This window comes from Chitinophaga qingshengii, assembly GCF_014529935.1.
Classification (GTDB): domain Bacteria; phylum Bacteroidota; class Bacteroidia; order Chitinophagales; family Chitinophagaceae; genus Chitinophaga; species Chitinophaga qingshengii.
The window spans coordinates 3,001,391-3,023,625 of the sequence record NZ_JACVFC010000001.1 but is presented as its reverse complement, the minus strand read 5'-3'; the positions used below and the strand labels follow the sequence as shown (position 1 = coordinate 3,023,625).

The following is a 22,235-nucleotide window of genomic DNA, read 5'->3' as shown; positions in this document are numbered from 1 at the left end:
TTTACACACGTGTTACCGCTATCAGCGCAGCCAGCAGCATAAGGCCTGCGAGACTGTAGTAGGCCGCCCTGGTAAAGGGTTTGTCGGCAAAACGTACATTCAGCACCGTGATCACCACGAATATCGCCAGTTTGGGCACTACCTTGTAATAATTGACGGCAGGGTATTTCAGGGCTACCAGCCCTATACCGGTAAGCAGTATGATAATACCCAGTATTAACCCGGTCTTGTCCCGGCGGGCGGCAATATCTTTCCATAAGGTGGCCAGCAGGAAAAGATAACCGGCAAAAGCCATAAAATGTAATAGCAGCAGGATGTTAAAAAGCAGCATGGATTAAGATTTAGCGGTGGTAAGGATATGATAGGCGCCCAGCATCAGGCACAGTACAATAGCGATGGCATGAGGATATAAACGGGCGGTTACATAATCGGGGTGGCTCAATATCACGGAAAAGTCAACCATGGGGACCAGGCTGCCGGCCAGTAACAGGAAACCGGTGGCGCGGCGTTCTTTCGTGAGCAGTAACAGTACGATGGCCAAACCGCTGAACAGGTCGCGGATGCCCTTGATGTAGTGAAAAGAAAAATCTCCGCCGGTATTGGTATGAATACCAAAGTCTAATTCGGCGGTCATGGGAACAACCAGGAAACGCATACCGATAAAGATGAGCAGTAAGCCGGCCAGCAGGGTGAGATAATGGAACAGTGTTTTCATTTTTACTTTGTTTTTGAATGATGAAACAAAGCTAGGATGATGGTAAAACCTGTCCGTTCACCTGGGTTAATAAATCTGCCGGCCGGCCATTCTTTTACGGATACGACTTAAAGAGGGTGGTTTTACGCCTACAAAAGAAGATACATAATACTGCGGGATCCGTTGCTGCAGATCAGGGAAGTCCTGTACAAATTGCTGGTAACGTTGTTCGGGCGAATCGTTGTAAAGCGACGCTACTTTTTTGATGGCATAAACATACAGCTGTTCGCAGATTAGCCGGCCAAACCGTTCTCCCTGTCTGATACCGGCGTATAGCCGTTGCAGATCGTCATAGGAAATACTCAGTACCTCACTGTCTTCCATAAACTGGATACTGCTGGCAGAAGGGGAATGGTCCAGGAAGCTGCTGTAATTACAGGTAAAATCGTTTTCCTTGCCGAAGTCGTAGGTCTGTTCATCGCCGTTGGCATCTATGGCATAGTAACGTATCAGCCCGTAGTTAAGGAAACCCACGTTTCTGCATACCTGTCCTTCCCGTAGGAAATAATCCTGTTTGTTGTAATGTTTTAGCTGGAACAGCGAAGCGACGAACGGTTTTTCAGCGGCTTCCAGCGGAATGATATTTTCGATAGCGCGAATAAGCTGTTGATGCATGGCTTAAAGATAAGACTTGTTATCATGCTTCAGATAATTTTCAGTTGAGCTTACCAGTCAATTATGCTATGCCCTTTTTATGTAATTTTAGGTAGATGAAAACCGAAGAGACCCATATCAGGTACCAACTCATGCCGGCTCCTGCTTACCTGCAGGCGTATATCCGTTATTTCTGGACATTGGAAGGCGATGATCCGCAGGCCCTGGCGAAAGCGTTCGGGTCCCTGGTGGATGGCTGCCCCGGGCTGATTTTTCAGCGTCCTGATGCGGGCGCCTTTATCCGGGAAAGCAAAACATTGCCGGACATGTTCCTGTATGGACAAACTACCAAAAACGTGGAGATTGCTTCCCTGGGCGCTTCCAAAGCGACCGGTGTCATTTTCCAGCCCAACGGCCTGAAATCTGTTTTTGGTATGAATGCCGGTGAACTGACCAATGATTGTGTAGACGTTCAGCTGCTGCCCGGTCATAACCGGTTGCCTGAACAACTGGCGAATGCCGGTTCCACCGGCACTCAGATAGAAATTCTTTCTTCCTGGCTGTATAAACGCATCACCGGCAGCCAGGTTGCTTCTGATCCGCTGGTGGACTATGCCGTGGCGCAAATCTCCGGTTCCAACGGTAACATCTCCCTCCGGGAGCTGCAGGAAAAGCTGCAACTGACCGAACGTACCTTCGAGCGGCGGTTTAAGGAACAGGTGGGCATCACCCCTAAACTGTTTTCCAGGATATGCCAGTACCAGGCCTCTCTGCATCAGCTAAAGAGCAACGACTACAGCAAATTATCCGATATCGCTTTTGAAAACGACTATGCCGACCAATCTCATTTTATCCGGTCTTTTAAAGAATTTACCGGTTGCTCCCCCTACCAGTTCCAGAAACTGCTGGATGAAGCCGGCGAAGAAATGATGCTCATCAAATAATCCTTTTGTCGGTTTTGTTCAATTTTCAAAAATCTGCCTGCCCTAGTTTTGGGGTATAAATCATTCATGCCATGAACGCAAAACAAATAGTAATAATACTCGCAGTACTGACGACCGGTCTGCTCACCGGCTTATTTTTCGGCTTTGAAGTGGCCATCAACCCGGCTTTTGCACGCCTCAACGATGCCCAGTATATCATCGCCATGCAGGCCATCAACGATGTGATCGTTAATCCGGTATTTATCCTCGTATTCCTGGGGGCTGCCGTACTGCTGCCTGTCGCCGCTTTTCAGCAGAAAGGGTCCCGGAGACGGTTGTTATGGATGGCTGCCGCGCTGTATATCGTTGGCGTGCTGGGTATTACTTCCGCCTGTAACGTACCGCTGAACGATGCCCTCGCTAAGGTGCAGGTCACCGGTGCTTCCGCAGCACAACTGGCGGCTGCAAGAGAACGTTTCGCCGGTCCCTGGAACAACTGGCACACCATCCGTACGATCGCCGGAGTCGTAGCAACGGCTGTAGCCATCATCGCCTGCCTGCAAAAAGAGAGTAACAAAGCATAATTTTTCGGAAGAATTTGGTTTTGTGAAATTTATGCCTACATTTGCATCCCGAATCGCTGGAAACAGCAACCTGTCGGAACGGGGCGTAGCGTAGCCCGGTTATCGCGCCTGCTTTGGGAGCAGGAGGTCGCAAGTTCGAATCTTGCCGCCCCGACAGTAAAAAGGACAAGACAGCCATTAGGTGATCTTGTCCTTTTTTAATTTTAGCCAGGTATATGTTGGATTATTTTGTTCTTTGGCTGCCTTCCAAAAGGCATGTAAAGCCGTATTGTCTTCCATCATTCGTCTAAGCCTCTCCCCCGGAGGTCTGGAAAGTCAAATTTTAAGCTGCAATTGTTTTATATGATCAGGTGTATCAGTCATGCTTTAAAAAGATAAATTATTGATAGGACTCCTTAATATCTATATAAAATATTTTAGCTGTCTTCTTAATATACTGAAATATATCTGCAGCAAAAAATGTTTTTCATGCTTGTTTAATCGGTTGATCGCCTACTTTTGTAATTACAAAACGGGAACCCTGATTCATTACCTCAAAATACTTGCACAGCCCCCTTTCACATAGTACGCTGCTTCCTCACTCAATTTTAAATAATCATTTAAAACCTAACGAAATGCAAAGCGTAGAAAAACTTGCCCCAGAAAAAAAAGCCCCTTCTTCCACTTCGGGGTTTCAATTCCGCACGCCTGCAAACATCCAGGATTTTGCAGATGATCCGGCGAAGCAAAGCACGATGAATGGCTTATGGAGCAACAACCTGGATGGATTTATACAACAGGGTATGTTGAACAATCCCTGGAATACAACAAACACACCTGCTACAACAAATTATTACAATCCTATCGACAACAATCCGCCCAGTCAGGCTGCCAATATTCAATGGCTGGCTTTCCCGGGAAGATTGGCATTTAATTTCCCCAGTGCCACACAGGCTCAGTTATATGAGATGGCTGACACCGGTGTAATGCCCGGACAGATATCAAATGACCCTTGTGGTACGGGACAGAACGTTGCTTATTTTCCTTACGGCCCCAGAGGCTGGCAGGATGAATATTGTGAATGGGCAGTTACCCGTAATGCTGTAGGAAAAATTACCCGGATTGATTTCACCTGCGAAAACCCTGAATACTGGAACACCTTGTGGGAAGTGGATCCTAACAAAGTGCTGACGCTGTATCAGACTATCCTGGATAAACCACAGATCACCTTACAGGACCTGTCTGTACCTGGTATTGTCAATCCCATTACCAATCAGCCGATATACAACCCATTGAACAAATGGAATACCGGCCCTGTATCAAGTGCGTCGACAGGTGGCGCCATACATCTGACCAGTACTCCCAACACGATACAAACTGAAATCGGATTGGCAACCACCTCTACCATTCAGCGTTTTAATCCTCCTCCTCCGCCGCCTACTACCAATACCATGTGGCCTTCTTCACAATTCAATAATTTGATTTGTGTAGGTCAGTTTGGTCAGCGGTACCGTAACAGCGATCCTAATATCGGCGGTACGGTTAATAATTTCGTTACACAGGGTTTTATGGTAACGCTGGCAGATCCTCCGGGACTGTATATTCAAATGCCGAATTTCGCTACTTACCAAACGCCTGATGGTACGGACGCCTCCACTTTCTGGACCATTAAACGGGGCAGCCAAACGCTCACAGACCAGTCTGGTAAACCCTTACCGGGCAATTTTATTCTGCATGCGGTATTTGAAGTACCGGCCAGTAAAGGTTATACGGTAAGCGATATCAAGATTTCAAATGTGCCCATCAACTGGGGATCACAGGTGGCGTACACTTTCAAAATGCAGATTGTCGCCAGTGCCTATCAGGGTACTACGCCGAAAGGTTATGAACCGGTAGGGGATACTGATCCGGCCAATACTTTCGCACAACCGCTGCAACTTTTTTACCGGAATTATTTCGACACGCTCTACAACATCAATGTGCCTAACCCGGTGAACCATCCCATTCCATTATTAAGTAACAGTACCTATGTGCCTTCTGTGGTGAACATTGGTACTACAGCGGCCAACATGGCTATTGTAGTAGGCACCTGTACTGCGAAGGAAAATCAACCGAATACCTATCCGTCGATCACCTTCGATGATCCCAATATCACGGCACAGGTAACTGCTGTAAAAGAAAATATTACCTATGCGATTCCGGGTAATAGTCAACCCAGCACCAATACCGTGGTATATATGGTGATGACGGTGGGTGCTAATGCAACGCCCGGGCAACACGGTGTCTATGTTACCAATGTTGGTCAGCAACGCCAGGCGGCTATGCCCGCGCTGTTTGTGGTATCGCCGGTAACAACACAGGCAAATATCGCCTGGCAGAATACCGGTGTGGTACTCAATTCCAATAATAAAGCCACCATTAAATATGCATCGGGTTTGTGGACAGCCAACCCGCAGGATAACGGAGGACAGCTGTACAATGCCAATGGTAATCCCACCTTTATTGCCGCCAAAAAAGGCTATACCATGCCGGGGCAAAATGAAGGCGCACTCATTGGTAAAGTAGGTAATACCGTTTTCCTGGTGGGCATGGGCGCTTCCGTTCCACCCAACCTCAGCGGCGAAATACAATTATGCATCAATGACGACCTGAACGGACTATATGGCGCCGGATTAACCGACAACATAGGGTCTATCGTGGTTACCATTGATGTGAGCTGACGCATACGATACAACAACCCCTCAGATCGATCACTGCAAGAGGCACATATTACTTTATGTGTGCCTCTTGAATCATCAGCACTACTCATTTAAAATCCTCAAAAAATGAAAAGATCCGTTACTATCTTTCTTGTAACCGGTACGTTTTTATTTATCACACAGCACATCATATCAGCTTTTAAACCGGAAAACGGGGATCACCAGTTACCGAAAGCAACAAATACCTGCAACTGTAACGCTAATTCTCCACTCTATAACATTGTCATTAACTTCAACAACCAGGTGCCCGGCGATCTTCCGGCATTTAATAACCAATCTCAGGCGAATTGTTTTGCCTGGCAGGAATTCATTTCCCTGAACTGGCCGGTCAATACATCCGGGTATTTTGGCGCTCCCGGAGATATGACACCGGTAAGCTGGGAAACCTATATGCCCATAGAAGTGCTGTTCCCGCCAGACGGTGCAAAGCCATCTTCCTGGGGTACGCTTGTCTCCCCGAAATATGCTGCCCGGTTTAAGTCACAAAGATTGCTGATGAATCCGGGTAAAACGAAACTGTTAACTTTTACTACCAAGTTTGCATTGGATACCAGTTTTGGCCTGCTCCCCGATCAGGCGGCGCCTTTCGGTGCCCCGAACTGGCTGGGCGCTCAAAATAATACCAACGTATGGTATGAAATTAAGCTGAATAAAGACTACTATGATTTTGTAACGAAGAACGGTTATTACAATGCCGTCGTACAACATGATTCGGCTAAAAACGGCGTCCCGCTTAATTTCCCGCAAGGGGTATATAACGGACCTGTAGGCGCGATAGAAGTGAAAGCGGCATGGATGGAGGTAGACAGTATTCATTCACCTAAATGGCAGCGGTATAAACTCTCGCAGGCGACGGTGTATGATTCGGCTACCGGCAAATTAAGGGAGACAACGGTGGCTTTAGTAGGATTACACATCCTGCATAAAACACAGAATCAACCCACCTGGGTATGGGCCACATTTGAACAGATAGATAATGTGCCGGATAACAACAGGACACCGCCGCCGTACGGATATAATTTTTATAGCGGGAATTGTGCTCCCCGCCAGGTAAACCTGAAGGGAGGCGGTACCGCTACTGTAGGCTGTACCCCGAATACATCGCCGCCTTATTATTTGTCGCAGGCGGGACCGGTACCCATACAGGTAACCCGGTTAAACCCCATTGATCCAACAGATGCAGTGCCTATCAATGATAGCATGCAAAGCAATATCCGGAAATTCTATCCTAAATCTGTTTTCCAGTACTATGAACTGGTAGATGTGATCTGGTCACAAACGTTACAGCCGGATAAAACAACGCCTATCCAGGCGCCGTTTCCACTCAATACATCCGCTATGCTGAGTGGTGCTCATATAGTGGCTAATACCACCCTGGAGAGTTATGTGCAGAATACCAATACCTGCTTTAGTTGTCATAAATTCAGCACCATTGCACCTTATCCGCCTGATTCGGTCAATAATAACATCTTCGGCGATTTCAGTTTTGCCATATCTGCTGCCCAATACCCGGTGTCAATGCCCGGGAAAAAAAAGCGATAAGCATGATACAGTGATTATAAAAAGGCCGGATGGTAGTCATACCATCCGGCCTTTAAATGATGCTACTGTCCAAACCGCCAGCTTGAAGGAGATGAAACCTTTATGACTCCGTACTATCCTGTTAAAATAGTTTAACGTTATTTCTTAAATAACTTATACCAGGGCAGGTGAAGGGTGACCCTACCTTTGTTGTGTAATAAATCAAAAATAAAAATGAAAACACACCCTGTTTTTCAAGCTGCTACTTTCTGGCAGAGAGAGCTGGCCAACCGAACGGTAGTTGCACCCATGTCCAGGGTAAGCGCCACCAGCGATGGCCTGGCTACCCGGGAAATGAATCATTATTATACGGCTTTTGCCAGGGGAGGTTTCAGTGTTATTATAACGGAAGGTATTTATACAGACACCTGTAGCAGTAAAAGTTATCATCATCAACCGGGACTTGCCACTGTTGGACAAACGGAATCCTGGGAGAAAGTTACCCGTTCTGTACATCAGCAACCTGCTTTGATACTGGCTCAATTAATGCACGGCGGTGCATTATCCCAATATTTGGATGTAACCCTGGCGCCTTCCGCGATCCAGCCTGTTGGCAATAAAATGGTGGCTTATGGTGGGGAAGGCGCCTTCCGGATGCCTGTTGCTATGAGCCTGGAAGATATTCAAACCGCGAAACAAGGTTTTATCAATGCTGCATTTAATGCATACAAGGCCGGTTTCGATGGCATAGAAATTCACGGAGCAAACGGTTATCTGCTGGATCAGTTTCTGACACCTGAACTCAATTCACGGCAGGATCAATATGGCGGTGATATGCCAAACCGTTATCGCATTATCGCTGAAATTATTGCCGGTATCAGGCTGGTGGTGCCCAAGCGCTTTATCGTGGGACTACGTGTTTCAGAAGGAAAGGTAAATGATCTGGGATATCGCTGGGCTGGTGGGCTGCACACCGCCGGAGAACTGGCCCATGTCATCAAAGGTAGTCGGCCTGATTTTGTACATGTGGCGGTGCAAACGGGGGAATGGGAGCGGGATAGCTTTTATGCAGACGGATCATCCCTGGCATCGGTCATAAAAGAGATCACTGGTATTCCGGTAATCGCCAACGGTGGTTTTCACCGGCTCGATAAGGCTGCTGTCGCATTAACCCGGCAACATGCGGACCTGCTCTCCATTGGAAAAGCGGCATTGGCAGATCCGCACTGGCCGGCAAAAACGCTGAACGGCGCGCCTTTAATTCCTTTTCACCGGGATATGCTCTGGCCCGAAGCAACGATCAGTCATACGCAACGTATTATCGACCGTGAACAAACAATATCCCATCATTTATAGTCAGCACATCATGTTTACAAAAATTGTTTTAGGCACTATGTTATCCGTCTTCATTTTTGCCGAAACTATATCTGCACAAACGAAGCATCTTACAACCATCAAAAAGAATAAAATGGAAATCTCACAAATTAAAATTACCCCCGATACATATAAACCTTTCCGGTTAGCACAAGGACATCGCGTAGGTGATCTGCTATTTATTTCCGGCCAGACAGCCATTGGAGATGACGGCCATTTGGTAGCCATCGGGGATTTCGATGCGCAGGCCGCTAAAGCTTTTGAGAACCTCGAAAAGGTATTGAAGGCAGGCGGTTCCAGTTTGAAGAACGTTGTTAAAGTAACGATTCTGCTCCGTGATATGAGCAACTTTGAGAAAATCGTCGAATTGAGGGGCAGGTATTTTACGCCGCCTTATCCGGCAGATACCATCTTTGAAGTATCCTCCTTATACTCGCCCGATGCATTGATTGAAATTGAAGCGGTGGCAGTAGCGGATGAGGCTGCGGATTGGAAAGAAAGATAGTAAATGGATAAGAGAGGGCGGGATTGCCTTCTCTTATTTTTTTGCCAGCTCTTTGCGTATCTGGCTAAGGAAAACCGGTGTCATTCCCAGGAAAGAAGCGATATGTTTCTGAGGCAGCCGTTGTTCAATATCCGGGTATTTGTTCAACAGGGCCAGGTAACGCTGCTGGCCGCTCATGCTGATGTTATTCAGTATCCGCTGGTCCGAGGATACGCAGGCTTTCTCATTGAGTATACGCCAGAAACGTTCCATTTTAGGAATGTCTTTCATCAGTTGTTCCCGTTTAGGCAGGTCGATTTGTAAAAGGATCGTAGGCTCCAATGCAACGATATTACGGCTGGCAGGCTCCTGGTTCAGAAAACTACCCAGGTCGGTTATCCACCAGTCTTCCTTCGCAAAGTGAAGGGTATGTTCATTGCCATTTTCATCTACATAAAACGAACGCAAAAAACCTTCGCAAACATAACTTTCATAACGGCAGATATCACCTTCTGCCAGTAAATACTGTCTGGTCAGCAGTTTGCGGAAACTGAAAAGAGAGCGTATGTGTTGCCCCTCGTCTTTCGTAAGCGATATCCGCTCCATGAAATGGCGCTCCAGTATTTGAAAGTATTTGTTGATTTCTTCCTGTGACATATTTCCGTGTATGTGGGCAGGTTACAAAAATAAGCATATAAAGTTTGCTGGTTATTTTTTAAATTGTTTACGCGATTTTAGTGCAGCCAAATTTTAAAATCAGCAAAATGGCCAATAATCCCGAAATAGTATTGCGGAAAACCGTAGTGGATGATTTGCAGGTTCTCTTTGTCTTTCAAACTGATAAAGAAGGCGGTTATTTAGCGGCTTTTATGCCGAAAGACCCGGCAGATAAAGCTGCCTATCTCCAGAAATACACAAAATTGCTGAATGAGCCTACTGTTCATATGTGTACTATCCTGGTGAATAATGTAATTGCCGGGAGTGTCTCCAAGTTTGAAATGGAAGGCAAGGCGGAAATTACCTATTGGATTGATAAAAAATTCTGGGGGAAAGGTGTCGCCACAAAGGCGCTGACCGATTTTTTAACCATCGAAGACGCCAGACCTATTTGGGGCCGGGTGGCATTTGATAATATTGGTTCGCAGCGGGTGCTGGAGAAATGTAATTTTACGAAAGTGGGAACAGACAAGGGTTTTGCCAATGCCAGGCAGGCCGAAATAGAAGAGTTTATTTATAAGCTGGTATAGAAATCATGTGCTTTTGAGGACCTGAACTTATCTACCTTTATTTTTTTGCTGTGTTACCCAACCTCTTCAGATACTCTGGCCGTTTACTCTTGTAAACAACTTTTTCTATGAGATATCTTCCCATTTATTTTTTAGCTGTAGCATTGGGTATTTGCTGCGTAATCGGTTGTAGGAAGGACATGACGGAAGTCGTGCGTCAGCAGGAGGCTGCCGAAAAGGCTGCGAAGCTGGCGGGTCTTGATTCTACCGGTCATCCAGGGGATACCACCCATCATGATACGATCCCCCATCCGGGAGATACTACCAGACCTCACTGGCCTCCGGTTGACAGCCCGCGGATTCCAGGGGATAGTCCCAAAATTCCGACAGATAGCCCGAGGCATCCGATTGATACGCCATGGCATCCTCATCCGGATAGTACCCGGAGACGCTAACTGATGACGTATATACTATCATGTTAGAAACACAGTTTCTGTAATACATTTGCAGCGCTGATAGTAAAAACGATAGTTGCTATATGACCACAAGTCTATGGCAACTTTTGCCGTTTTGATAACCCACTATTGTAACAGGATTACCCTTTGGAAGATTTACAGCAATTGGTACGTGAGTGCCTGACCAATAACAGGCGGAGCCAGGAGAAACTATACCGGAAGTTCTATCCGGCACTATTCCTGTTGTGCAGGAAATTCTTCAGTCAGCATGAAGAAGCGGTAGAGGTATTGAATGATGGGATGCTGCAGGTATTTACACAACTGGGGAAATATGATGCAACGAAAGGGGAATTGTTTAACTGGATATATACTGTTGTCAGAAATACGGCATTGGACAGAATACGGCGTCGTAAATGGCCACCGCATAATGAAATTGATGAAGAAGCGGGGGCAACGCAAAATAATATCATGAGCAAACTGGATTGGGAAGACATCTATAAATTGCTCGATGCGTTGCCGCCTGCTACCAGGGCAGTATGTTCGTTGTTTTATCTGGAGGGTTTTCCGGTAAAAGATATCGCCGAAATGATGCAGCAGAGCCAGGGAACAGTGAAATGGCACCTGAGTGAAACACGAAATAAACTGAAACCAATATTGGAGAAATATTACCTTAAATGATACCGCGTGAGTGAAAGTAACCTGCATAAGCACTTCCCGGACGATGGAAAAGTACCCATTCCCATACCTCCCGCTGACGACAGCTGGAACCTGATGGAGCAACGCCTGAATGAAGTGATGCCCGTGACACACCAGACCGGTGGTGGACATGCCACCCCACGCCCAACGGGTATCATGGCAAAAGTGCTGCCTGTTGTTAAATATGCAGTCGCCTCCGTATTTGTTTCCGGTGTAGTATTATACAGTATACTCCGGTTTAACCAACCTACCCCGGTACCCGCGCCTAAAAAAGTGGAAGCCGGCTCCGTTACAGATAGCGCAGCCGGCCGGACTATAGATACACTGACCAGCAGGACGACGGGTTACTTCCCGGTAACAGTAGCAGGCACCGACGCCGGCAATGGCGGGGCTGAAACGGCGGGTACGGATAGTAATAATAAAACGAATACATCCGCTGCCGGTATAGTGTCAGAAAAATCACCGGCAGGTACGAACAATAATAAAACGAATACATCCGCCGCTGGTATAGTGTCAGAAAAATCACCGGCAGGTGCGAATAATAACAAAACGAATACACCAGTTGGCGGTAAAGCAGCAGAAAAATCATCGGCGAATACAAAAAATTATACATCTGCTGCCGGTAAATCGCCTGCTGTCAATAAAACAGCCAGCGCCCACATATCTCCGGCAACACAGAATGCCGGTACAGCAGTAACACCGGCCCTCTTCCATGCTTCCGCCAATAACAGGGCCGATCATCGCAAAGCTCCGGCAAGAGCCTCCAAAGCAGCTGCGCAACAAAAGGATCCGTTACCATCCGGCCAACAGCCAGGAAGCTCACTACCTCCTGCTACCAGCCAGGAAAAAAATAATGATGCAGCAGTAGGTCTGGCAGACACTTATCATCCTGAAACACCCGCCGTGCTAAAACCTGGATTATCTGCCAGACTGACCCTGCAACCCCTTCGGCTCCCGGTAGCCCGGTTAGCACCGGACCGCCCGCTGAAAGCCAGCAGCGAAGCGATGGACCGCCTCGCAGTGCGTCATACCCCCCGCGAAAAAACCTTTACCCCGGGATACTGGCAACTAATGGCACAGTGGAGCGTACCATTGCCGGTGGTCAACAGTCCGGCTCATTACAAAGGTCCCAATGGCAATAGCCAGGTATACAGACTGCTCATTCCCGGTATACGGGTACAACGTACCTGGAGTAACGCGGCCCTAAGCCTGGACCTCAATGCCATGACCACCCAGCTTTACCGGAACGAGCCTTATTATAAGGATATGGGGCCGCTGGGAGCTACGAGCGAATTAAGGCGTACGCTCCTGCAAACATTCGGTTATAGTGCCAGCTTATCGTATCATCACCGGATTGCGGGCGATTTCTTCGGCGGCGCCGGTGTGCAGGCATATTACGGACATACGGCCGCTATCCTCGAAACGTTGCAATACCGCGATACCACCGGTATACACACGAAGGAAACTAATTATGCGGAGAAAAATAAGATCTGGAATAATATCGGTCATCTCCAGGGACGTATAACCGGTGAAGTGTATTACGACCGTGCCAGATGGCAGGCGGGGGTACGTACAGTCGTTCCCGTACTGCATGCCACAAAAGATTCTACCGGTATGAACATGAAGCCTGCCATGCAACTGGAACTGTTACTCCGGTGGAAGATTAACCGGAAAAAATGATAAATTGAGAAGGCCATCTGAATATCCGGATGGCTTTCATTATCCTAATACCAAATATCATGGCAGGTCCCGTACTCCTGATGCAGGCTATTCTTTTGCTGGGTTTTATCCTCTTTCTTTTGCTTTTATTATATGTTATACTGACAAAGAGAAAACAATTACAGGTCTCTCTACCCTTAACAGTGTTGTTCCTCGCGCTGATTACACCTGCGGTACTTTTTTACAGATCCTGTAAAACCGGTGAAGAGAAAGCCGCCAAAAAATTTCTGGGAGACTATAAGCTGGAAAAGTTGGATGGGGAGGTTTGTGAGCATTGCCTCATTCGGTTAACTATCGATTATCAGTATAAAATTCTCAAAAATGACGAGGTGATAGGGCAAGGGAAATGGTGGCTCGAATCGGCTCCTGATATTCCCGGTTTGTTTCTTCGTCTTGAAAATGGTCCTGGTTATGTTATTTGGCCTGATGACAGAATTATTCATGCCATGGACAGGCGTCATCAATAACCTGAAAAAACAGTGATGTTATCCATCAAATGGTGGATATTATCCTATGGAAGGAGACGGGTGCTGTATGCGATTGACAAAAGGGCTGCGTTGAAAGATATTATTGCTCGAAACGAGGTAACTGTAACATTGCCCATTGTAATACCATTGCCTCCGTTATCTGCGCTATTAGTGCCCGCGTCTGTGTCAGGTGGTGATTCGGAAAGCTGGCATCATAACTGATGCTTTCTGCTGCATTCATGGGCAGTCCTTCCCTGAATCCCGGATCGTAAGGATCGGCCGACCACTGATCCATATCGAATCCCGAACGCAGAAGGTCATCGGCTATTAAGGCTTCGCGCATGCCGGTAGGCCCTGCTTCTGCGGCCTGTACTTTCAGCACATAACTACAATGTTTGAAAGGAATGATGACAGAAGCAAGGTAGGTGATGCCATGTTGCCCTTGTGGAATCTTAAACAGCGTACTGACTAACGGGATCTGTTGGTGTTGGGAGAGATTCACCGTAAGAATGCCGCCGCCGGCTGCGGATACGGACTGACGGAAGAAATTTCGGAGTACAGACACGTCCTGTACAGTAGGAAGGTCGGGAGGAAGATCAAAATAATTAACGGAAACGGCTATACTTTGCTCTGGGTTGACCCATTGAATAATATCAGCGGTGTTGCGCACTTTATTCCATCCAAAATCGGGGATACTGATAGCTTGTATAGGAAGGGCTTTTTTACGAAAAAAAGAAAACATAGGTATGGCTGTTGGATAGCCTGCAAAATATAAAATTAATTTATAAAATAAATAAAAGGTCCCCGCCATGGCTGCTGCCTTTTGAGCCACGGCGGGGACCATCAATAATGGTGTGCTCAGAAATTAGATGACAGCACGTTGTTGCAGTTCGGGTCAGAAGCTGCTAAGGTACTGGCATTGTAAGGAGGCCGGTTCGTATTGCAGTATTTGGCTTCTGCGGATACTGCAAAGTATTCAGCCTGGTTGCTCAATACATAGGAACCTGGAGGATAAACGCCGGAATTACGGCAGTTTTGCCACAGGTTGATGATAGTGGAATTGTTGAAACCGCCACTTACCCAGGTGTCATGCAGGTAGTGGAACAGTTCGTGGAAAATAACGTTACCGGGACCGGTATGTACATTACGGTAAACGGCAAAGTTTACGATATAGACGTTACCGTTATTGTAGAACAGGTCGCCCTGGCCAGGATTGTTATACACGTTGATGGTGGCGCCCGTCATCCGTGATTTGGTAGTACTGGTGGTGGATGTGTTGTACAATTGGTCAATTTCTCCATTCACCAGCGCCTGGATGTCACTGGGAACGGTACCATAATAGGCAACGTTGAAATTACGATAGCGGGCAGCTGCTATCTGGCCGTCGGATGCTCCTCTGGCGTTTTTGCTTTTGTTGAAGAGGTCGATGATTTTTTGCCGTTCTGGTGTGATGGTAAGGTGATCTTCAACAAGGGTTTGGGCGGCAGGTTTTTCAGGTGCTACAGCCGGTTGATCCGCTTTTTTACAACCGTACTGGATGGTGATGGTTAACAGCAGGGCAATAGCTGAGTTAACGAGGGTTTTGGTGTGTCTCATTGGTAAGATTTTGGGTGAAGATTATTAACTTGCCCTATAAGGCAAGTGGGTTTCAAAAATCACACAATGCTACAAACTAAAACTGCTAACAGGCAACAATTGCGGCTTGATGACAGCCGTCATCATTTAAAATGTGACGCCCAGAATAAACACATTGGTACTCACCTGTTTGTTGGCTAAATTAACTACCTCATCGTTGATCTTAATATCACTGGGGTATTTGTAGGTATAACCGCGGTATAAATAGGATGCATATACGCCGAACTGATTGAAATGCCGGATGATACCAGCGCCTACGCCGTAAAAATTTTTACCGGTTTCATTGAAGGTGGTCATTTGCTGGTTCCCGGAGGGCGCCGTGAGATTTTGTACCTGTTTTACATTGTAGTTGTTGTAACCAAATTGTCCGGTAATATAGGGCGACCAGCCATCCAGCCGGTATTTCAATTTCAGATCCAGGAACACGGGAATCATGGTGTGCCCATCGAAAGAGGTGAGCTCTACTGCCGGCCCGATATTGACAATATTCCACAGTTCCACGTTACCAGCCAAACCGCCGCCGAAGGCGCCATCATGTATCATGCCATAGGCATAACCAAACAGCAGTTTGTCTTTTTGCTGGGCGACACTGAAAACGGGTATCATCAACAGTAAGAGCAATAGTTTTTTCATGGTGATCAGGCATTTAGAAAATGATCAGGGAATTCCCTTTATTTTAACAGACAGGCGGAAGATATTGTTGTTATACCTTATCCGAAGATAATACAACGCACCGCAAAATCCCATCGGTTTTTTTACCAGGTCAGCCACGACGGATAGGACAGTTATTTTCCTGGAAACTAGCGGTACAAGCGCTCGGGTATCTGTGCCAGTGTAGAAGGATGCACTTTGTCGCCCAGCCCGTAAAAATGCTGGAAACTCATGATCAGCGGCCGCCACTTGTCGGGGTCCACCCTGTCGGTATATCCATCCATCAGGATATCGGTGTCCAGGTGTACTTTCCTGATTTTTAATTCAAAAGTGATGATCCGACCGTATTGTGCCGGATCATCCTGTCCGAGGCGGTGCCAGGCTACCACCCCGGCTTCCAGTTGTACCGGGCATTCAGCGGCCCGGGGGGCGGCAACGGTACCCGATGTTGCCGGGGTAAAATCCGCCAGGGCAAACTTGTCTTTTACATGACGGTAACCGCGTTGCTGTTTGTTGGCTGGTACAGGATTCGCGCCCGTGGTGAGTGCCAGCCGGTCAACAGCTGCCGCTTCCTGTACGGAAGGCAGGTTTAATACACATTCACGGGTATGTAACAGGTTTTGTGCGGTATGGGAGGCGCTGCCTAAACCAATCATACAACGCCATCCCAGCCAGAAAACGGAGGATATCGGCGCCAGGTTGTAACTGCCATCTGTATTAACGGTGCTGATCAATACTACCGGCGTACCGAAATACAAAATCGCCGGGTGACTATCTATATGCATAACAGGACGGTTTCCGGCAAAGTTGATGTTTTGCTGTAGCGATGGAAACCCGTTTCTTGCCTTTCTACCATTACCGGTGGTGTTGGGGCCCAAAAAAACCGCACCCTTGCGGATGCGGTTTCCCATATCTTCTTAATATCCCTATTCTTTTACATCGTAGAGGATCACAAATTCTACACGCCTGTTTTTGGCTCGGCCTTCTTCGGTGCTGTTAGTGGCAATCGGATCGCGGTCTGCCAGTCCCCAGGTAAACATACGGTCGTTGTTTACCTTAAAGTCGTTGAGCAATGTTTTCGCCCTGATAGCGCGCTTTTCAGACAATTCGCGGTTATAGCTGGTAGAACCGGTGCTGTCGGTATGACCGGTGATCAGAATTTTTGTTTTATTGTATTTATTCAGTACTTCCGCAAAATGACCAAAAGTAGGCCTGATCTCAGGTTTCAGCTCATCAGAAGAGGAGGCAAACAATACATTGTTCGGAAAAATAACTTTCAGACTATCCCTGATAATACTTACTTCAGCTTCATTTAACACGTTCTTCAGTTCCTTGTATTGTTTGGTCATGTATACATGGGGACTGGCACTCTTCTTTGATGATGCGCAGGAAGCCATAAAAGTAACGGCCAACAGAGCGTATATCCAGTAACGTGAGGTCATTAACATTCTTTTCATATCCTGTTTATTTGGCTGCAAAGGTATCTAAAATTCAGATTATCAATTTGTTGTGATAAATTTCCTTAATATCTAATTAATAATATATGTAATGAAATTATTTACCGATTCTTATGATTGTTTTCTCCATTAAGTTGTTGAAGGAGCTTTTCATGAACCGGAAAATGGCTTCATATCCGTACGTTTTAATCAGTGGTAGAAAGGAAACTTAACCTGCCCTCCGTACAAATAAAAACGGCTGTAATGTTTATCACGAACAGTATGGATAATCCCTACTGCTAGATAACATTACAGCCGCGCATTTTGTTGTATACAGCTATCGGCTCTTTCTTAGCGTTGATAACTACCAGCTATTTTAATCAGCCTGTCAGGATAGTTGGTAATGATACCATCTACACCGAGTGACAACATCTGCTGCAAATCAGCTTCTTCGTCTACTGTCCACGGTAATACCTGCACTTTTTTTGCATGAGCTTCTTTCACCAGTTCGGCGGTCACCAGTTTGAAGTTGGGACTGTAGATATCTGGTACAAATCCCAGTTGGGCAATGTTTTCTGCAAAAGATTGCTGATTGCCGATCAGCAGTGCAGTGGTTTGTTTAGGCCAGGTTTTGTGTAACACCTGCAATGTCCTGAGATCAAAGGATTGTATTGTTACTCTTTTGGCGATTTTTTTCTCATTGATGACCGCCATTACCCGTTTAACGAATACATCGGGAGCCGGATTGTAAACACCATCACCATCCGGAGAGGATTTGGTTTCCATATTGTAATACACCGGTTTCAGGTGGTGTTGTTTTACATAAGCTTCAACACTGTCAATCAGGTCCGACAGCAACGGGCGGTGAACACTCATTTTTTCCTGCTGCGGAAAGCGGGGATGTGGTTTGGTGCCGGCATCATATTTACGGATGCTGTCATACGTCATAGAAAACAGCGCCAGTTTTTTCTGCTCCGCTTTGGTAATATCGCTGCCATCCGGTTTGCGCATGAACTCGGCCGACATATAGGCGTCGTGGGATACCACCACCTTATCATCTGCTGTGATCACACAGTCCAATTCCAGGGTACGGGCGCCTAGTTTGACAGCATTCAACATAGCAGGAATGGTGTTTTCCGGCATCAGTCCCATGCCGCCACGGTGGGCCTGTACGTCTGTTTTCTGTTGGGCGTTACTGTTGAAACCCAGGAGACTTCCTCCCAGCAAAAGAATAAGGATACGTTTCATGTCAATCATGATTTTTTTGAATGTAACGCACAAGATACAATATTCACTTCCGGGATAATAGCCCTCCATCCTTATAACCGGCAATCATAAACTAAATTTAACGATAAGGGGTACTTTCCTTATCTTGGTATGATAAAAATGAACAATGTTTGGTTACCTATTGCTGATGGCGGGTTTATGGACTGCCCCGATAGCCAGGGACAGTACCCTCCGGCCCCCGGATATGCCCCAGGTAGATCATATCATCAAAGCCTTTATGACACAGTACCAGGTACCCGGTATGGCAGTGGCTATCACCCGGCACGGGAAACTGGTATATGCCAAGGGTTTCGGTGTGACTAACCGCAATACCCGCAAACCGGTGACTGCGGATAGCCGTTTCCGTATTGCCAGCGTTTCTAAAAGTATAACGGCAGTGGCTATACTGAAATTAGTGGAAGCTGGCCAGCTCTCTCTGCAGGACAAGGTATTCGGCCCCGGTACCCTCCTGGGCACCGCTTACGGTCACCCACCCTATAGCCCGCGCCTGCTGGCAATTACCGTACAGCAACTGCTGCAACATACCGCCGGTGGATGGTCCAACACAGCGCATGATCCTATGTTCAGCCATCCCGAATGGCCGGTAGATACCCTGTTGGCCCGCACTATTGATCAACAACCCCTGGAATATGATCCGGGAACCGTATACGCCTACTCCAATTTTGGTTATTGCATCCTTGGCCGCATCATCGAAAAAGTGACCGGCAAAAGTTATGCTGCCTACGTACAGGAAGCTGTACTACATCCTGCAGGCATCTATCATATGGAAATTGGTGGAAATACCCGGCAGGAAAGAAAAACCGGAGAGGTAACCTATTACGGTCAATTGGGGCAGCAGCCTTACAATTTTAACCTCTCCCGCATGGATGCCCATGGCGGCTGGATCGCTTCAGCTACCGATCTGGCCCTGTTCCTCGCTGCCATAGATGGTTTTGATACCCATCCGGATATATTATCTCCTGCTTCGGAAAAAATAATGACAACCGGCTCATCTGCCAATCCCGGCTATGCACTGGGATGGGCGGTCAACGCCTGGAACAACTGGTGGCATGCCGGTTCTCTCCCCGGTACTGCCAGTGAAATAGTACGGGCTGCCAACGGATTCAACTGGGTAATACTCTGTAATACCCGTACCGATAAAGCTTTCTTCAATGATCTGGATGGCCTGATCTGGAAGGTCGTCAAAGAGGGCCAGGTTAGCTGGCCCAACGTCGACCTCTTTCCGGTTGTGCCTAACCGTTAAGCTCCGCCAGGGTGTTTTTTATCCGGTTAATCCGCCGCTGCCACAACTGCCATAACATCGCCATCTGAACGCCCATGATGATGATAGCGCCCGCCAATAGTCCGTATTTGGCGTTGGTCCATGTAATACCGGTGCAGAAAAACACCATGATGCCACACCAGCCGAGTACCCGCGAACCGACAGATAACCACGCATATTGTTTTAGTTGCAACACCTTTTGTTGCAACGACCGGAATATATCCGGCCCCTTCAACGCACTGGAAGCCAGCAGATACCCGTTGAGGTGTTGCATCAGCATACAGGCCACCGATAACACCAGGATAATGTTCAGATAGAGCGGACGCCGGTGTCCGTCAAAAAAATCATAATACACCAGCAGGAATAAAATGTAACAGCCACCTTCCAGCAACAGCTGCCGGCGAATACGGGACATCACCGGATGCCCGCCCCGTGCCCGGACAACCGCCTGCAGGTCGTCGTGCGCCGGAATATTGGCTGTTTGCCAGGCTGCTTTTAATGGATCGTTTGTCATGGATCAGGTTTTAGAATGGTCTTTAGTTTACTTTTAATACGATTGATTTTTACGCCCACGTAATTGGGCTCAATACCAATAATGGCAGCAATTTCCTGGTAACTGAGATCTTCGAGATAAAGCGTCATCAGCGCCTTTTCCCCATCGTTGAGCTGTTGCAACGCCTGAAACAGCTGCTCCTGCTGATCAGTAAAAACAGGGACGGAGATGGCGCTGTCATCCGGCAACCGGTCAGGGTAGGTAACCTCCGGCATTTTTTTCCGGAAAGAAGCCAGTGCTGTATTCAGGGCAATACGATAAATCCAGGACGATACCTTGGCTTCGCCCTGAAAGGAAGGATAGGAACGCCATAGCTGATACACCATCTCCTGAAAAAGATCTTCCCGGTCTTCCGGCGTATCGCGGTACAAACGGCATATCTTGTGAAGAATCCCCTCATGTTGCCGCAAAATGCCTAAAAATATTTCCTGGTTCATGAACAGCAGCTGTTTGTATTATTAGTTGCTGTGGAAGTGCAAAAACTTACAGCCCGATGAAAATATTTTGAAATTTAGTTATCAGGGCACTCCCTAAATAGCTAAATAATCAAATTTCAAAATGAAAGGACTTTCTGTACGGTGGCCAGGTTACGGGTAGTAGCCACCAGTTTTAGTTTTTTCTCCAGGTAGGTATTGGAAAAAGGAGGAGCGCCGGTATTTTTTTTCATCAGCACATATACCTCTTTCCCATTCAGATGGTAGGTTTCAATATCGCTCTGTAACGTGGCTATAATTGCGGTGGCTTCTTTGCCGGGAAGGGTTTGCAGGAAAGCAATATAAATCTGGAAATCCTTATCGGGAATAACACCGGGAAAAGGATTGTTGTCGAGTACTGCCTGTACGGCTGCTATACTCCGGATACAGACAGGTACGGCAAACCCCAGGTTTTGCTGAAGCAATTGCTCTATTTTGGCCTCCAGGGCGGCTTCCTGTCCTTTGGCGTCAAAAATGACATTGCCGCTCTGGATATAGGTCTTAACCTGCTTAAATCCTGCCTGCTCAAAGAGGGCTCTTAACAGCTCCATTTTTACCTGCCTGCCTCCTACATTAACGGCCCGCAGGAAAGCAATGTACCTGGTCATCATCGCAATAGTTTTTGCCCCAATACTACGGCAAAGAATCCATAAAAAACAGCGCCCATCACAATGGCCAGGTAATCCATGCTTTTCTCGAAAACATGTGGTTGCTGCCGGTAAAGCAACAGTATCATACTGGCTATGACAGCTGTCAGCAACCAAAATACAGGTTTATGTTTTCCCTGTATTTCAGATGGGAAAAATGGCTGCGGCAGCCGCCGGAAAAACCAGCCCAGCAGTAACAGCCCTGCTACAGAAGTAAGATACTGCATACCATACCATATCTCCATCGGCTCTCCGAAAAGCGAAATACTGCCCTGCAAAAAAGGAATCCGCTGTACAAAAAATCCATGTCCATGGGTGAAACCGTCCAGGAAAAAATGAGTAAGTACTCCCAGTACAATAGACAACACCACTGCACCGTAGTTTTTACTGAAATAACTGCGCCACCGGAAATCCCGGAAATGATGCAGCCGCGCGCCGGCCCAGCCGGGCAGGTAGCGGATCAACGCGGGTTTGGCTACTTCATGGTATAAAAAAGCCAATACCAACGCCAGTGGAACATCATACAGGAAAATACCGCTCCAACGGTGACCGTCATTGAAATAGGGATTAAATAATACAAAGTAAAAAAAGTCAGGCACCATGGCACCTATCATTAGTCCCGTGACGGAAAGCCAGGGACGCTGTTTGCAGGTGAACGGCAATACAATGGCTATATGAGAGATCGTAAAAGGCATAGCGGCATAGTTGAAACTAAATTTAACGCATATGTAGAAATAATGTTAAAATCCAGGGCATT

26 protein-coding genes and 1 tRNA gene are annotated in these 22,235 nt (G+C 47.0%); 13 read left to right on the top strand and 14 right to left on the bottom strand.

What is annotated here, in order from left to right; all coding sequences use genetic code 11:
- Position 1 precedes the first annotated feature (1 nt).
- From ICL07_RS11645 to ICL07_RS11635, 3 genes are all read right to left on the bottom strand, one after another.
- On the bottom strand, positions 2-331 hold the full coding sequence (locus ICL07_RS11645) for a hypothetical protein (RefSeq protein WP_188088069.1): 330 nt from the start codon (positions 329-331) through the stop codon (positions 2-4).
- 3 nt (positions 332-334) lie between these two features.
- Positions 335-715, bottom strand: coding sequence for a DUF4267 domain-containing protein (locus ICL07_RS11640; RefSeq protein WP_188088068.1), 381 nt, complete (start codon positions 713-715; stop codon positions 335-337).
- 66 nt (positions 716-781) lie between these two features.
- A complete protein-coding gene (locus ICL07_RS11635; RefSeq protein WP_188088067.1) occupies positions 782-1,369 on the bottom strand; it encodes a Crp/Fnr family transcriptional regulator in 588 nt (195 codons plus the stop codon).
- 95 nt (positions 1,370-1,464) lie between these two features.
- Between ICL07_RS11635 and ICL07_RS11630 the strand changes: the two genes are divergently transcribed.
- From ICL07_RS11630 to ICL07_RS11600, 7 genes are all read left to right on the top strand, one after another.
- Entirely contained in the window at positions 1,465-2,292 is an 828-nt protein-coding gene (locus tag ICL07_RS11630; protein ID WP_223151812.1) for a helix-turn-helix domain-containing protein, read from the top strand.
- Positions 2,293-2,363: 71 nt separating this feature from the next.
- Complete coding sequence (locus ICL07_RS11625; RefSeq protein ID WP_188088066.1) at positions 2,364-2,855, top strand: anthrone oxygenase family protein; 492 nt, start codon at positions 2,364-2,366, stop codon at positions 2,853-2,855.
- Positions 2,856-2,934: 79 nt separating this feature from the next.
- Positions 2,935-3,009: transfer RNA gene (locus ICL07_RS11620), tRNA-Pro, on the top strand.
- 460 nt (positions 3,010-3,469) lie between these two features.
- The gene (locus ICL07_RS11615; RefSeq protein ID WP_188088065.1) at positions 3,470-5,554 is read left to right on the top strand and encodes a hypothetical protein; all 2,085 of its coding nucleotides are present in this window, start codon (positions 3,470-3,472) and stop codon (positions 5,552-5,554) included.
- Between the two features lie 105 nt (positions 5,555-5,659).
- Positions 5,660-7,135: a cytochrome c family protein gene (locus ICL07_RS11610; RefSeq protein ID WP_188088064.1), complete on the top strand. Its 1,476-nt coding sequence runs from the start codon at positions 5,660-5,662 to the stop codon at positions 7,133-7,135.
- Positions 7,136-7,348: 213 nt separating this feature from the next.
- Positions 7,349-8,470 carry an oxidoreductase gene (locus tag ICL07_RS11605; protein ID WP_188088063.1) on the top strand — a complete coding sequence of 374 codons (1,122 nt, stop codon included), beginning with the start codon at positions 7,349-7,351 and terminating at the stop codon, positions 8,468-8,470.
- A gap of 112 nt (positions 8,471-8,582) precedes the next feature.
- Entirely contained in the window at positions 8,583-8,993 is a 411-nt protein-coding gene (locus ICL07_RS11600; RefSeq protein ID WP_188088062.1) for a RidA family protein, read from the top strand.
- Positions 8,994-9,026: 33 nt separating this feature from the next.
- Here the strand turns inward: ICL07_RS11600 and ICL07_RS11595 are convergent, their stop codons facing one another.
- Positions 9,027-9,629 (bottom strand): Crp/Fnr family transcriptional regulator, encoded by a 603-nt coding sequence (locus tag ICL07_RS11595; protein WP_188088061.1) that lies wholly within the window; start codon positions 9,627-9,629, stop codon positions 9,027-9,029.
- A gap of 107 nt (positions 9,630-9,736) precedes the next feature.
- Here ICL07_RS11595 and ICL07_RS11590 point away from each other — a divergent pair, with 107 nt between their 5' ends.
- The 5 genes from ICL07_RS11590 (at position 9,737) to ICL07_RS11570 (ending at position 13,535) form a co-directional block, all read left to right on the top strand.
- Positions 9,737-10,219 carry a GNAT family N-acetyltransferase gene (locus ICL07_RS11590; protein WP_188088060.1) on the top strand — a complete coding sequence of 161 codons (483 nt, stop codon included), beginning with the start codon at positions 9,737-9,739 and terminating at the stop codon, positions 10,217-10,219.
- A gap of 179 nt (positions 10,220-10,398) precedes the next feature.
- Entirely contained in the window at positions 10,399-10,653 is a 255-nt protein-coding gene (locus tag ICL07_RS11585; RefSeq protein WP_188088059.1) for a hypothetical protein, read from the top strand.
- A gap of 147 nt (positions 10,654-10,800) precedes the next feature.
- Positions 10,801-11,331 carry an RNA polymerase sigma factor gene (locus ICL07_RS11580; protein WP_188088058.1) on the top strand — a complete coding sequence of 177 codons (531 nt, stop codon included), beginning with the start codon at positions 10,801-10,803 and terminating at the stop codon, positions 11,329-11,331.
- Positions 11,332-11,337: 6 nt separating this feature from the next.
- Entirely contained in the window at positions 11,338-13,029 is a 1,692-nt protein-coding gene (locus ICL07_RS11575; protein WP_188088057.1) for a hypothetical protein, read from the top strand.
- 59 nt (positions 13,030-13,088) lie between these two features.
- Positions 13,089-13,535, top strand: coding sequence for a hypothetical protein (locus tag ICL07_RS11570; RefSeq protein WP_188088056.1), 447 nt, complete (start codon positions 13,089-13,091; stop codon positions 13,533-13,535).
- Positions 13,536-13,635: 100 nt separating this feature from the next.
- Here ICL07_RS11570 and ICL07_RS11565 read toward each other — a convergent pair whose 3' ends face one another.
- The 6 genes from ICL07_RS11565 to ICL07_RS11540 form a co-directional block, all read right to left on the bottom strand.
- Positions 13,636-14,277, bottom strand: a complete 642-nt coding sequence (locus ICL07_RS11565; protein WP_188088055.1) for a hypothetical protein — start codon at positions 14,275-14,277, stop codon at positions 13,636-13,638.
- 116 nt (positions 14,278-14,393) lie between these two features.
- Positions 14,394-15,131: a hypothetical protein gene (locus ICL07_RS11560; RefSeq protein ID WP_188088054.1), complete on the bottom strand. Its 738-nt coding sequence runs from the start codon at positions 15,129-15,131 to the stop codon at positions 14,394-14,396.
- Positions 15,132-15,257: 126 nt separating this feature from the next.
- Positions 15,258-15,803: a hypothetical protein gene (locus ICL07_RS11555; RefSeq protein ID WP_188088053.1), complete on the bottom strand. Its 546-nt coding sequence runs from the start codon at positions 15,801-15,803 to the stop codon at positions 15,258-15,260.
- A gap of 167 nt (positions 15,804-15,970) precedes the next feature.
- Positions 15,971-16,732: a flavin reductase family protein gene (locus ICL07_RS11550; RefSeq protein WP_223151809.1), complete on the bottom strand. Its 762-nt coding sequence runs from the start codon at positions 16,730-16,732 to the stop codon at positions 15,971-15,973.
- 15 nt (positions 16,733-16,747) lie between these two features.
- Positions 16,748-17,278: an OmpA family protein gene (locus ICL07_RS11545; RefSeq protein WP_188088051.1), complete on the bottom strand. Its 531-nt coding sequence runs from the start codon at positions 17,276-17,278 to the stop codon at positions 16,748-16,750.
- Positions 17,279-17,608: 330 nt separating this feature from the next.
- Positions 17,609-18,505, bottom strand: a complete 897-nt coding sequence (locus tag ICL07_RS11540) for a glycerophosphodiester phosphodiesterase family protein (RefSeq protein WP_188088050.1) — start codon at positions 18,503-18,505, stop codon at positions 17,609-17,611.
- Positions 18,506-18,650: 145 nt separating this feature from the next.
- Here ICL07_RS11540 and ICL07_RS11535 point away from each other — a divergent pair, with 145 nt between their 5' ends.
- Positions 18,651-19,787, top strand: coding sequence for a serine hydrolase domain-containing protein (locus ICL07_RS11535; protein ID WP_188088049.1), 1,137 nt, complete (start codon positions 18,651-18,653; stop codon positions 19,785-19,787).
- On the opposite strand, the gene ICL07_RS11530 is transcribed toward ICL07_RS11535, so the two are convergent.
- The 4 genes from ICL07_RS11530 to ICL07_RS11515 form a co-directional block, all read right to left on the bottom strand.
- Positions 19,777-20,319 (bottom strand): hypothetical protein, encoded by a 543-nt coding sequence (locus ICL07_RS11530; RefSeq protein WP_188088048.1) that lies wholly within the window; start codon positions 20,317-20,319, stop codon positions 19,777-19,779. The genes ICL07_RS11535 and ICL07_RS11530 overlap by 11 nt on opposite strands.
- A complete protein-coding gene (locus ICL07_RS11525; protein ID WP_188088047.1) occupies positions 20,316-20,795 on the bottom strand; it encodes an RNA polymerase sigma factor in 480 nt (159 codons plus the stop codon). The genes ICL07_RS11530 and ICL07_RS11525 overlap by 4 nt, the downstream gene beginning before the upstream one ends.
- Before the next feature lie 116 nt (positions 20,796-20,911).
- Positions 20,912-21,442 carry a DUF1697 domain-containing protein gene (locus ICL07_RS11520; protein WP_188088046.1) on the bottom strand — a complete coding sequence of 177 codons (531 nt, stop codon included), beginning with the start codon at positions 21,440-21,442 and terminating at the stop codon, positions 20,912-20,914.
- Entirely contained in the window at positions 21,439-22,173 is a 735-nt protein-coding gene (locus tag ICL07_RS11515; RefSeq protein WP_188088045.1) for a DUF4184 family protein, read from the bottom strand. The genes ICL07_RS11520 and ICL07_RS11515 overlap by 4 nt, the downstream gene beginning before the upstream one ends.
- Positions 22,174-22,235: the final 62 nt, after the last annotated feature.